Origin of the sequence: Streptomyces vinaceus (assembly GCF_008704935.1) — a bacterium.
GTDB classification, from domain to species: domain Bacteria; phylum Actinomycetota; class Actinomycetes; order Streptomycetales; family Streptomycetaceae; genus Streptomyces; species Streptomyces vinaceus.
This window is the reverse complement of record NZ_CP023692.1, coordinates 1,856,525-1,868,772: the sequence shown is the minus strand read 5'-3', so window position 1 is coordinate 1,868,772 and position 12,248 is coordinate 1,856,525. Positions and strand designations below refer to the sequence as shown.

Here is a 12,248-nt window from a genome sequence, read left to right as displayed (position 1 = left end):
GCGGGACCGATATCGCCAGAGACGATCACACCTGGGCGGCCGGGATCAGCTCGCGGAGCTTCTCCCGGGTCTCGGCGTCGGTGGAGTAGATCACGGTGCCGATCATGCCCCGGGTGAGCAGCACCTTGTAGGTGTTGCGGATCAGTGGGCCGATCTCGTCGTCGGTCGCCTTCCTGAGCTCCGAATCCTTCGAGGCGGTACGGTCCACCACCCAGCGGTCGGTACGCCAGACCAGGTCCGGCCCGATGATCACGCCGGACCAGTCGTACTCGAAGCCCTGCGCGGTGTAGACGCAGCCGACCTGCCCGAACCCGGCCTCCTCAGTGGCCCACAGCGCGCGCGGTGGCGCCCCGAACAGGGATCGGTCACCGGGCACGTTCCACGGCTTGGCCCAGTCGCCGATCACGACGTCGGCGGGCAGCTCCGTCATCTCCGGGGTGATCTTCTTGGTCCACGGCCAGCAGTAGCCGGCTGCCATGCGAGCACCGTATTTCTCGGCCTTGCGGGCGGTCAGGAAGTCCTCCAGCTCCTGCGGGCTGTCCACGGTCAGCAGCTGCACCTTGTCGTCCGGCTCCCAGACGACGGACCCGTCACCTTCCAGCCCGAGCAGGTGGGTCACCCAGCGCAGGTACGCCTCGCTGCCGCCGCACCGGAACTGGCTGTCGAGGTTGACGACCGTGCAGTCCAGGCCCTGAGCCTTCGCGGCCTGCTCGATCTCCGCGACCGTACCCATCTCCCCGGGCCGCACCACCTGGTGCTGGTCCAGCAGGAAGACGGGCACCCGGGCGGCGTCGATCAGCTCCGCGATCTGGGGGCGCCCGGTGCGCAGCGCGGCCCGGGTGTAGCGATTGGCGGAGGTCAGGCGGATGCGATGCGCCTCGTCGCAGATCAGGACATCGAGGTCGTTCGGCTCTGCCTCCATGAAGCTGTTGAAGTACTTGAACAGCCTCTGCACCTCGGTCTTCCGAGCTCCCGCGACCTTCCGCATGGTCTCGGTGAAAGAGGAGGACCCGGTCGCGTGGAGGGCGGCCACTCCCCGGCGGTACAGCTCGCCGAGGAGCGACAGGGCGATCACGCTCTTTCCGGAGCCCGGCCCGCCGGCGACGATGATCACCTGCTTGTGGTTCGCCCGCTGGGCCTTGCGGACCGCCGACATCACCAGCTCGTAGGCGACCTTCTGCTCGTCGAGCAGGACGAACTGCTCGCGGTTGCGGACCTCGTCGGCCGCCACCTTCATCAGCTGCTTCGACGGCCGCACCTTGCCGTGCAGCAGGATCTCGGCGGCCTCGCCGCCGGGCTTCGGGGCGAGCCGAGAGCGAAGGTAGGTCTGGAAGGAACTGCGCTGGTCCTGGGTGAACAGCCGCCCGTGCAGGTCCTCGGGCACCTCGCGCAGCCACCGGACGTCGGAGTCCTTGGCGTTGTGCAGGTAGGCCACCCCGGCGACCGACTCGGGGGTGTGCTCCACAGCGCCGTTGAAGGACACCAGGTAGTCGCAGTAGGCGCGGACCTGCTCGATCGGGTTCAGCTGGGGATCGGCGTACGCGTCGACCCGGCACAGCTGCGGGTCGCCGTCCTCCTGGTACGTCCTGCTCCACTGCTTGAGTTCCACGATGACGTACGAGGGCTCACCGGTGGCCGGGTGCACGCCGGCCAGTATCACGTCGGCGCGCTTGCTGGTGAGCGGCAGTGAGTACTCGATCAGCATCTCGACGTCGCCGAGACCGGCCTCGACCAGGGTGTTCGCGAGGACGGGGAGGCTGCGCTCCCAGGAGTGGATCTCCGAGGGGTGCGGGCGGTGGCCCCGGGCGTGCAGGAAGTTCTCGGCCAGCATCAGCGCGAGCGCCCCTTCCGCGACCGAACCGCCGAAGAAGCGGGCGGCCACGGATGCCACGGATTCGCGGAACAGCAAGACTTGCCCCCAGGCAGCACGAAGTGACTCGTGCGGGTGGGGGCATGTCCTGGTCGGTGTCCGCCCCGCGCCTGCGCGCGTGCGGTCAGGAAGCTCGTCGGGCCGCTGAGATTGGTCCGGCCATGGTAGGGCAGGCCGTGATCACCCGACCGCTCCGGGCAGGCCTGGCCTGGACGTCTGGCTCAAATCGATCTCCGGCTGCGGGCGTTCACCTCGGCGAGGCAGGCTCGCAGCCGCTCCCGGTGGCTCACCGGCTCCAGATCGGCCGCCTCGGCGGTCCACTGCGGGCCGGAGGTGAGCGGGCGGAGCCGGACGCCGTCGTGGGCGTCGTCGCGGCCGGTGACGACACCGACCCGGCCGCGTCGACGGTCCCGTACGGCGTCGCCGGGCCGGAGGCGCACGGGTGGCGGGTCTGTCACCCGGCGGCGCCCTTGGCGATGACGGTGGCGAGGGCGTGGGCGACGGGCGCGGAGCAGACCCCTAGGTGCACGAGCGCGTACCGGGCCTCGTCGGCGCGCTCCTCGGGCCAGGGGGTACGGACGTCCATGGCGGGGAGCTGGATTCCGGCCCGGGAGAGGGCGGCGGCGAGTGCGTCGCGCGCGGCGAGGGCTTCTGTGACCTTGGCGCGGGCTGCGCGTGCGGCGTGTGCGGTGTTCGTGGTCCGGCGGTGTGGCGTGGTTGCCATGAGGGCTCCTGTCGTGGGGAGTTCCGGTCGAGGGGGTTTCCGTCGTTCGCCTGACCCGGGTCGGCACGTCGGATTACCGTGCGTAGTGCGGGCATGACGAGCATGTCTCCGGAACCGGCCCGCCACGCCGTGGGGCTGTTGTGCTTCGCCGCAGGTGATCAGTGGTTCCACACCTTCCACGCCAGCACCGTCCTCGGAGGGGAGCGCGATGCCGCAGCGACGCGTCATCACAGGCCGCAGCCAGGAACCCCGCCAGCGGTTCGCGGAGGAACTGCGGATACTCCGGACGGGGAGCGGTGCGAGTCTGCGGCAGCTGGGGGAGCGGCTGGGGTGGGACTGGTCGCTGTTCGGGAAGATGGAGAAGGGCGAGACCCTGGGCGGCCCGGAGGTGGTCCAGGCACTGGACCAGCACTACGGGACGCCGGGGCTGCTGCTCGCGCTGTGGGAGGTCGCGGCGGGCGACCAGCGGCAGTTCCGCGAGCAGTACCGGCGCTACATGGCGCTGGAGGCGGAGGCGGTGAGCCTGTGGCATTTCGCGGTGAGCGTGCTGCCGGGGTTGTTGCAGACCCCCGTCTACGCAAAGGAGCTGCTGGCCATGGGTGGGCTGGTGGAGCCCGAACTCACCCAGCAGGTACAAGCGCGCATGGGGCGCAGGGAGTTGTTGGAGGGCAAGGGGGCGCCGCCGTTCCGTACGATCCTCTCGGAGGCCGTGCTGCGCACCCCCACGTCGGATGCCGGTGTGTGGCACGGACAGCTTGACCATGCATGGGCTTGTGGCCACTGATATCTGGTTCCTTCGCCTGCCGGAGGGGCGTACCGTCGCCTATACGGAGAACACCCACCGAGGCGAACTCATCGAGACGAACGCGTCGGTCGAACGCTTGCAACATGCCTACGATTCGGTGCGCGACATGGCTCTTTCCCCCGCCGAGTCGCGGAAGTTCGTCCTGCGTATGTTGGAGGAAGTGCCGTGCGATCCATCGACCTGAGCGTCGCGACGTGGCGGAAGAGTAGCTACAGCAACCCAGACGGCGGTGCTTGCGTCGAGGTCTCCGATGACTTCTCGACCGTCGTGCCGGTGCGCGACAGCAAGACCCCGAACGGCCCAGTGCTGATGTTCCGTGCCGATGGGTGGGCTTCGTTCGTAGCCGCAGTGAAGGCCGGTCGGCTCACTTCCTGAGCTACGAAACGGCTCCCGCGATCGAACTGATCGCGGGAGCCGTTTCGCCGTGTCAGCGGGCTACTTCTTGGTGCGCCGCCCGCGGGTCGCGGCGGCGGGACGCCAGGCCCGCAGGTCGTCGTTTGTCAGACCGTGCTTGCCCTGTTCCATCTGGCGGTCACCACGGAAGAACGCGGCCTTGGAGGAGCCGAAGGTCGCGTCGAACTCCTCGTGCCACTGGTCCAGCCATGGCTGGAGCTCCAGCAGGCCGGCCAAGAACGGCGTCGCTTCCTCCGCGGTCAGGGCCTCGTTGGCGGCGATGTACGTGTCGAGTGCGTACGCCTGCTCGGCGTGGTCCCAGCCGGCCCAGCCGTACAGCTCCGGGGTGGGGGCGTTGGTCTGCCCGTAGGAGATGAAGCGCTCCTTGGGTACGTCGAGCTTGCCGCGTGCCCGCCAGTAGGAGGGGCGCAGGAAGTCGGCCGAGGTGTACTTCGGCGGCACAGGGATGCTGTCCCGGATCTTCCGCTTGGCCGGCTCGTCCGGGGCGGCATCTTCCTGCCGCTGGAGGTCCCAGACGTGCTCCCAGTCAGCGCGCTTCTTGAGCCCGGAGGGCTTGTAGCGCAGGGCGGCGAGGAACGGCACGTGCTCGTCGGCCATCAGCTCGGCGACGACGGCGGGCAGCTCCTTGCGCGGGGCGTAGATCTTGGCGACGGAGACGAAGTCCTCGTCGCGGGACAGGTTGTCCGTGAGCCGGGAGAGGGTGACGAGCGCGGGCTTGTCATTCTCATCGAACCAGTGCGAGCGGTCCTCGATCCGGTCCAGCAGCCAGGCGCGGAGCGCCTTCTCCTGGAGCGCGTCCCAGCCCTCGGTGGCCCAGCGGCGCTTGTACTCAGGCCGCTCGATCATGCCGATGGCGCGGCTCGACTCAATGGCGTCGATCCGCTTCTGAACGACCTCGCGGTATGAGGCAGGCCAGTGGGCCGGGATCTCCGTGATGGGCGTCGACCCATGACGGTCAAACCAAACGGTGTCTTCGGTTCCGGCTTTCATTCGTCGGGCCAGCGCGATTTCAAACGCACGCTCCCCCAAGGTAATCTCTGGAACATGCGTGGGGTCTTCGGCTACCAGAGGTTCGGGGTGTAGGTGGTATGACGAATAGACTGACCAGTCCAGTTCCTCTTGCAGGCCAATCATATGCGATCGAGCTGAAATCCATGAGGAGTGAGCAGCCTGGAGGGCCGAGGTTGTCGGTGTGTCCGGCCGAGTAACCGCGGTAGGGCTGGAATCGTTGATCTTCCGCGCGAGGGCGTCAAGCCTGGAAGCTAGGAGGTTGGGGTGATCCCTTGCGATAGGGATACGCCCCAGATTCGACCCCTTGATCTGATAGAATCGCTCCCATTCGTCGTGCATGAATCCGCCTGTGCCTGATTGGCTGCCCTTGTCGTGGCAGTTCATTTTTAGCCAGAAGCAGATGGTTGAGCTGTTCAGGATTCCGAGAATATCGAGGTATTCGTCCTCCGTTGCTGATTCGTCGAGCTTGATGGCTGGTGCAGTATCCTTGAATACTTTGCCGCCGCGATCCAGCACGAAATGGTTAACGGTCGTCGTCTCTGGCACGGTAATGGCCAGTGATGTTCTGTATCGATCGGCGAAGAACATCGAATACTCGAACCAGGCTAGGCCGCGCTCAAGCTGGGTTTTTCCGAAAGCAAACCGTTCTTGGAGTAGTTTGCGGTAGGGCCAAAGGGAATTTTGCGTCTGCTTCGTAGCGCTTGGCTTCAGGTCGCTGTCTCTATAAGGCCAAATCGAGACTGTGGGATTCCAGAGTGCGTAGTCGCGAACCTGGGCTCCCTCGACGATCGGTCGCAGCTCCGTGACGGGGATCCCCCTTCGGCGTGCATACCCCGAGCCGACCATGTAAGCGTCATCTTCGCGGGTTACTGCTCCTGCGCCAATTGAGCTGGCGAATTGTCCGAGCGTTCCCGCGCCGCCTGCTGTGATAGCCGAAGCAAGTTCCAGGCCGCCGTCTGCCAGAATCCATGGACGTCGACTGAAATATTGGCTCCGGTCCAAGTCGTCGACTGATACCCACTTCGTACGGGATCCAGGTTTGTCAATCTGTTCCGTGATGGCCTTCCAGACAAACCCTTCTTCCCCGTTCTCTGGCGCGGAAGGTTCTCCTTGGATGCTTCGTACGGCTCTAACGGTGTGTGCCCGAAAGCCTCCGTGGCGTGGTGTGCCTACGAGGATGACTGTTGGTGTCCCATGTCCCGGGATGTGTGCTGCGGAGGTGTCGATGACCTCCGTCAGCTCTACTTCATGTCCGAAGTAGGTCTCGATTAGTCGAGTTCCGAATTCACGTTTCATGAAGGAATTCGCGGTGATCTGGCCGACCATCCCGTACCCCTGCCCACTCTGGGCGTCTCCAGCCTTCGCAAGCTGGAAGAACCGTTGCGCAAACGGCACTGATAGTGCGTACGAGCCTGCGCAGGTGTCGTACAACCCTCGGTACAGCTCGTTGAGCTTCTTGTCCTTCACGGTGATGTATGGAGGGTTGCCGACCACCACGTGGTAGCGACCCTGCTTCAGGATGTCCGGGTGTTCGTGGATGTCTTCGGTCTCGTACTTGAACTCGGCCAGTTCGTCCGCGTCCTCCGAGCCGTCGCCCTCGAACAGGCTCTCCTGCTTGTGGCGGTGTTTGATCAGGGAGTCGCCCACGGCCAGGTGGATCGGCCACTCGTACTTGGCGGCCTCCGCCAGGGTCCGGACTCCGCTCGCAGCCATCGCTGCCACCAGCAGTCGGAATCGCGCGATGGCCACCGCGAACGGGTTCAGGTCGACGCCGTGGACCGAATCCAGGGCCGCGGCGACGCGCTCATGCAGGTCCTTGGCCGGCTGGCCTTCCGCCCACAGGCGGACCAGGCGGCGGAACGCGCCCAGGACGAAGTGGCCCGACCCGCACGTGGGGTCGATCATCTTCAGGCCCTCGTAGCCGAACTCGCGGACCGCCGGGTTCATCGTCCGGTCGAGGATGAACTCCTCCACGAACTCCGGGGTCTGGAGCAACGCGTACGTCTTTCGTGCGGCCTCGCTCAGGTCCTGGTACAGGTCACCCAGGAAGCGGGTGTCCCAGCCCTTCGTGCCGTCCCCGTCCTCCTCCAGCGGGTCTGTGAAGTCGTGGATCAGGACGCCTGCCTCGTCGCGGGCGCGCCAGAAGTCCACCAGGTCGCTGGCGCCGTCGTGCGAAAGGGGAATCTGGTACAGCGGGTTGTGGCGGCGGTCGAAGAGGAGGCGGCCCGCCTGGCCGGTGCCCAGTTCCTCGAAGGCGTGCTCCAGCCAGCCGCGGTACGTCGGGTCCGCGGACGTGGCCACGTACTCCTCGTACTTGGCCAGGGCCAGGTCTCGGCGGTCCGTCCCCGGCGCCGTCAGGTACGGCTCTGGGATTAGGCCGTTGTCCTCGCAGAAGCGGACGAAGACCGTACCCAGGACCCAGGCCACCGCGACCTGGGTGACGCGGTCGTCCAGCCAGGAGTTCCAGGTCGCCGCCGTGCGGCCCAGCTTGCGGGCGCGGTCGTACTCGGCCTTCAGCCTCGCCCCGACCTCCTCGACGGCCTTGACCTGTTTCGTCAGATCGGCCTCGGCCGCTGTGACCTGTTTCTTCAGATCGTCCAACAGGGCCTTGCGGTCGATCACTTGGCGTCTCCCTCGGTTGAAGCAGTGGCGCCGGCTGCCTGCCGGTGCCGGTCTTGGACCCATGAGTCCGGAAGTTCGATCCATTCGCCCAGGCCCACCTGGTAGGCCACGGCCACCTGCCCCAGCCTCGGCTCCCGCGCCGGGTCACCCTGCGGAACGAGGAGCCACAGCCCGCGCCCGCCCTGCCGGGCGGCTTCGGCCAGCCGGTCCAGGACGCCCATCGCGTCGTACCGGGCGAAGACCGATGCGTCCGTGAGGAGGACCGGGCCGGAGCCGGCGGCAGGGGAGAGGAGGTCTCGTACCCGAGGCTCGACCGCGCCCCAGGCCGTCCGCGCGTACTCGGCGAACTTGAGCGCGCCGCGCGACCCTGACTCCGCCGCGTCCGCCTTCAGCAGGGTTTCCCACGTCGGCTTGGTCCCGGGCGGGACCAGGGCGTGCAGGGCTTCCAGGAAGAGTTCGGTGACCGAGACCGCTGCCGCGCCCATGCGGTCTCGCAGGGCCCGGACCGCCGCTGGCGAGCTGCCGTGGTGGACGGTGAGGACCCGGTAGCCGTCCTTGCGGGCGGAGACGCGCAGCCGTTCGTCCGCGCGGGCGGCGCCCGCCAGCAGCGGGTCGTCCGCATAGCGGATCGCGGCGCCGAGGTCCGTGGCGCGCGGGCCGGAGCCGGAGGTGAGGTAGCTGGTGATGCTGTCCATGCGGGTGGGCAGGTAGCGCAGCGTCTTCGTGCCCTCACGCGTGGACAGGGTCAGGTCGAACCCCGCGTCCCGTAGGGCCTTGGTCAGCGGTCCGCCGGTCGGCAGGTCGTGGGTCAGCCCGCCCCGCGCGTCCTGGACGACCAGTTCCGGGAAGCGGGCCCGTACGCGCTCGTGGATGTCCTCCGCCCGGATGCCGGGCTGGCGGCCTTCCGGCATGCCCGGGGTGAGGCGTACGAGGCCGGCCTGGGTGAGGCGCAGGGCCCGTACGAAGGCCAGGTCGCGGGGGTAGATCTCCAGGCGCGGGGTGGCCGCCGCGTTCGCCGAGGCGGCGGCGGCCAGCTCGACCAGGCGGCGCTCGTCCCAGTCGATGGTGCCTGGCGGGACGGTGAGCGCGTTTAGCTCGCCGAGGACGGTCGCCGCCGTCGGCAGGGTTTCCAGACGGGCCAGCCGGTCCGCGGTACGGCCCAGACGGGAGGCGTAGTCCAGCAGACCGGGGGCGGTCGGGGTGTCCGGGCCGTCGGACTCGCGGACGTCCAACGCCAGCAGGCCCGCGCCCAGAGAGTCCTCCGTCGCCTTGCGGTTCGGCTGGTGCTGGAACTCGGCTTCCTCCGGGTCGAGTTGCTCGACCTCCACTACGGCGCGGACCGCGGCGAGCGCCAGCGCGCGCCGTTGTTCCCGTTCGGCGAGCTGGGTGCCGCGGCGCACCGCCAGCGCGTCGGCGACCTCGACGGCGGAAGCGACCCGGCCGAGCCCTTCCAGCAGGCCGATGATCTCGTCACGGAGCGCCTGCACCGCCGGGTGCTTCTTCCAGCGCTTGCGCTCCTCCTTCAGCATCTGCGGGATGCGTCCGGCGGATAGGCCGAGCGACTCCGCCACGTCCTTCTGCTTAGGCCACACTCCGATGGGGGGCAGCTCGCCGCGCTCGTCGGGAAGACGCAGCAGCAGCCGCACCATTTCGATCTTGTTGGCGTTCGAGCGGTTGTTGTTCAGCTCCGGTACGAGGAGCGTGGCGAGGGTGTCCAGGGTGACCGACCGGAGGGCCTTGCCCGACAGGCCGCCCGCGCCTTCGCCCGTCGCGAGTTCGCCGAGTACGGCTGACTCTGCGGCGGTGAGCCGTGCGAGCTCCTCCTTGGCCTCGGCCCGGCCGCGCGGGCTGAGCGGCGAGAGCGGCTCCTCGCGCAGCAGGTTCCCCCACTCGCGCTGGCGGCGCTGCACTTCGGTCCGCGTCTTTGCGCCCAGGCCGGGTGCGTTGAGGAGCTTGACGCGGCTGTAGTCGAGCAGGCCGCCGACCGTGGTGATGTCCAGCCCGTAGAGGAAGGACTCGGCGGCCGGGGTCAGGCCGGCGGCCGAGAGGTGGGTGTCCCGGGTGACCTCGGCGGCGAGCCGGTCGCGCTGCTCGTCAGCGGTCAGGGAATCGGCCCGCGCGATGGCTGGAGCACCGGCCTCGGGAGCCTGCGGGGCGGTCGCCGGCTCGGGGTGGCGGGAGCGGTGGCTGGACGGGACGGACTGCGAGGCGTCCAGGAAGATCTTCTTCCAGGCGTCCCGCATCGGCTTGAGGTCCGGGAACCGCTTGGCCGTGTCCCGGGCCAGGGCCTTCCGGAAGAAGGCCACCAGGCCGTCCCGGACCGCGGGCTCGAAGGCGTCGGCCGCGATCAGCGGGTACGGGAACTCCTTCGGGTCGGTCATCCGGGGCGGGAGGGAGCCGTCGCCCCACTTCGGCAGCTCGCGGGAGGCCATCTCGTGCAGGGTGACGGCGACCGCGTACCGCTCGGCGTGTGAGTCGTACGCCGTGCGCGTGAGGGTGCCGATGAACGGGTCGAGGTAGCCCTCGGTGCCCGCTTCGTGTTCCGTCGCCGGGTAGCCGGCGAGCGAGAAATCGATCAGGACGAGTTCGCGGGTGCGGTTCGGGCGGATCCGGATGGCGATGTTGTCCGGCTTGATGTCGCGGTGCCAGACTCCCTCGCCCTCCAGGAAGTCGACGGCGCCGAAGAGGTAGTCGCCGTACGCCTCCAGCTGGTCCATGGGGAGGCGCCCGCGGTCGCGGAGCTGGCGGGCGACGGTCTCCTCGCGGCGGCGGGTACGGCTGCCGGACTCGTCCGTGCCGTCCGGGTCCGCCGCCCGCTCGTCACCCACGTACTCGAGGGCGAGGACCGTACGACCCCCGATCCTCAGGGGCTTCGGCTCGATAAGCCGGATCACCCGGGAGTCGGCGCGGAGCCGGCCCATGATCTCGGCTTCGCGTTCCAGGACCGAGCCACGGCTGTCGGACTGGGCCACCTTGAGGACCGCCAGGGAGCGGGGATGGCGCGGATCGGCCTCACGGTCGCGGACGAGGAAGGCCCGGCTGGTGGAGCCGGTGCCCAGCCGGCGCCGGACCTCCCAGCGGCCGGCGAGCAGGTCCCCGGCCACGGCCTCTAGCGGGTCCTTCTCGGGGGCCGCGGCGGCAGTGTCGGCGCTGTTCGCGGTGTCGGTGGGGTCCTGGACGGCGGCGGAATCGGCGGACGGCGCGGTGAGCGCATCCTCGACCAGCTCCAGCATCTCCAGGAACTCGTCCACCGTGGACAGCCGCTGGGCGGGCCGGTAGGCGGTGGCGGCCTGGACCAGGTCGTCGATGTCCTCCGACAGGCCGTCCACCAGCGAGCTGGGCCGCAGCCCTTCGCCCGCTTCGAGCCGCGCGAGCAGCTCGGCCTGGCTGGCGGCCGGGGGCTTGCCCGTCACGAGCAGGTAGGTGAGGACCCCGAGACCGTAGACGTCCAGGTAGACCGGGTCGGCGCTGAGGGCGGTCAGCTCGGGTGCGAAGTACGGGTCCGAGCCTTCCGACAGGTGCATGGCGGAGAGCGCGGTGGGCGCGAGCCGGGTGGCGCCCGGGGTGGCGCCGCCGGTGCCGCTGCTCTGGGTCGCGATCTGCCAGTCGGAGATCTGCAGGCGCGGGGCGAGCCACGCGGCCTCCTCGCCGACCGTCCGGCCCTCGCGGCCCCGGCTGCGCGGGATCACGTGGATGGCGCGGGCGGCCAGTGCCCGGTGGAAGATGCGGCGCGAGTGGGCGGAGCGCATCGTCTCGGCGAGCTGCCGGACCAGCGACATCCTGGCCAGGATGTCCAGCTTGTCGCCGTACTGGTGGAGGTACTCGTCCAGGCGCAGGGTCTGCCGGTCGTAGTCGAACACGACGACGGGGCCGGCGGAGTGCTCGGACGGGTAGTACTGCCGGTACTGGACGACTCCGGGGTGCCTGAACCGCTGGAGTACGGCGGCCTCCCGGCGGGCGGCATTGTCCACCGACTGCCGCAATGCCGCGGAGGAGCCGCGTTCCCGGAGGTAGATGCGGACCCGGGCGGTCTCGGGCAGCTCGCTGTGCTTGGCGTTGTAGTCGGCCCAGGTCGGCCCCGTGTCGAAGGCCTTCCGCTCCAGCTCGTACGGGCCCACCTTGTACTCGGCGTCGCTGCGGCGAATGCCGACCCGCTCCAGTGCGCCCTTGATCTCCCGGGAGTCGACGGCGGTGATCCGGTGGCGCTCGTCCCGCGGCGGCTGCTTCAGCATGGTGAGCAGCTCGGGAAGGGTGTAGATCCCGTTCTGGTCGTGGGCGGGCAGCCGGACCCGCAGGGAGCCGTCCGTGAAACAGACCGCCTCGGCCACCCAGACGCGCTTGCCGTGCTGTCCGAGCAGCCCGGCCAGTTCCTTGGCCTTCTTGTTGACCAGGTGCAGCGGGTTGCCGTGTGACTCCCGGCGGCCATTGGGCTTGATCTGCACCCAGGTGCCGCTCTCGCTGGTGACCGTGCCGCGCCAGTTCTTCAGCTCGATCATGCAGGCGCCGCCCGGGGCGACGACGAGCAGGTCCACTTCGCGGACGTGGCCGGTGTTCGCGGTGAAGGTGAAGTTGGACCAGGCCCGCCACGGGTCGGCGTCGGGCAGCTGCTCCTTGATGGCGTCCAGCGCGCGGCGCTCATGGTCGAACTCGGACTCGGTGACCGTGGTCCAGCGGCCTTCCCGCATGCGCCGTTCCTGCCTTCTCCGTCACCGCGCCGTCTGTGATCTCCGCCCGTTCCGTCCTGCACTGCCGGACTCGGCGGAAACTCCGAGAATCCTAACGGCAGGGAGTGACAGCCGGAC

Annotated in this window: 6 protein-coding genes and 1 pseudogene; 2 read left to right on the top strand and 5 right to left on the bottom strand. The window is 68.8% G+C overall.

Features of this window, described 5'->3' with window-relative positions; translation table 11 throughout:
- Positions 1-25 precede the first annotated feature (25 nt).
- The 3 genes from CP980_RS08165 to CP980_RS08155 form a co-directional block, all read right to left on the bottom strand.
- Positions 26-1,909, bottom strand: a complete 1,884-nt coding sequence (locus tag CP980_RS08165; RefSeq protein ID WP_229907199.1) for a DUF2075 domain-containing protein — start codon at positions 1,907-1,909, stop codon at positions 26-28.
- Between the two features lie 182 nt (positions 1,910-2,091).
- On the bottom strand, positions 2,092-2,310 hold the full coding sequence (locus CP980_RS08160; protein WP_150527864.1) for a hypothetical protein: 219 nt from the start codon (positions 2,308-2,310) through the stop codon (positions 2,092-2,094).
- Positions 2,311-2,324: 14 nt separating this feature from the next.
- Positions 2,325-2,594, bottom strand: coding sequence for a hypothetical protein (locus tag CP980_RS08155; RefSeq protein WP_150527863.1), 270 nt, complete (start codon positions 2,592-2,594; stop codon positions 2,325-2,327).
- Between the two features lie 208 nt (positions 2,595-2,802).
- Between CP980_RS08155 and CP980_RS08150 the strand changes: the two are divergent.
- Together CP980_RS08150 and CP980_RS08145 are read left to right on the top strand one after the other, a co-directional pair.
- Positions 2,803-3,583: pseudogene (locus CP980_RS08150) on the top strand (helix-turn-helix domain-containing protein).
- On the top strand, positions 3,565-3,774 hold the full coding sequence (locus CP980_RS08145; RefSeq protein WP_150527862.1) for a DUF397 domain-containing protein: 210 nt from the start codon (positions 3,565-3,567) through the stop codon (positions 3,772-3,774). The pseudogene CP980_RS08150 and the gene CP980_RS08145 overlap by 19 nt, the downstream one beginning before the upstream one ends.
- 60 nt (positions 3,775-3,834) lie before the next feature.
- On the opposite strand, the gene pglX is transcribed toward CP980_RS08145, so the two are convergent.
- Together pglX and pglW are read right to left on the bottom strand one after the other, a co-directional pair.
- Positions 3,835-7,446, bottom strand: coding sequence for a BREX-2 system adenine-specific DNA-methyltransferase PglX (gene pglX / locus CP980_RS08140; protein WP_150527861.1), 3,612 nt, complete (start codon positions 7,444-7,446; stop codon positions 3,835-3,837).
- Entirely contained in the window at positions 7,443-12,131 is a 4,689-nt protein-coding gene (gene pglW, locus CP980_RS08135) for a BREX system serine/threonine kinase PglW (RefSeq protein ID WP_150527860.1), read from the bottom strand. The genes pglX and pglW overlap by 4 nt, the downstream gene beginning before the upstream one ends.
- Between the last annotated feature and the right edge of the window lie 117 nt (positions 12,132-12,248).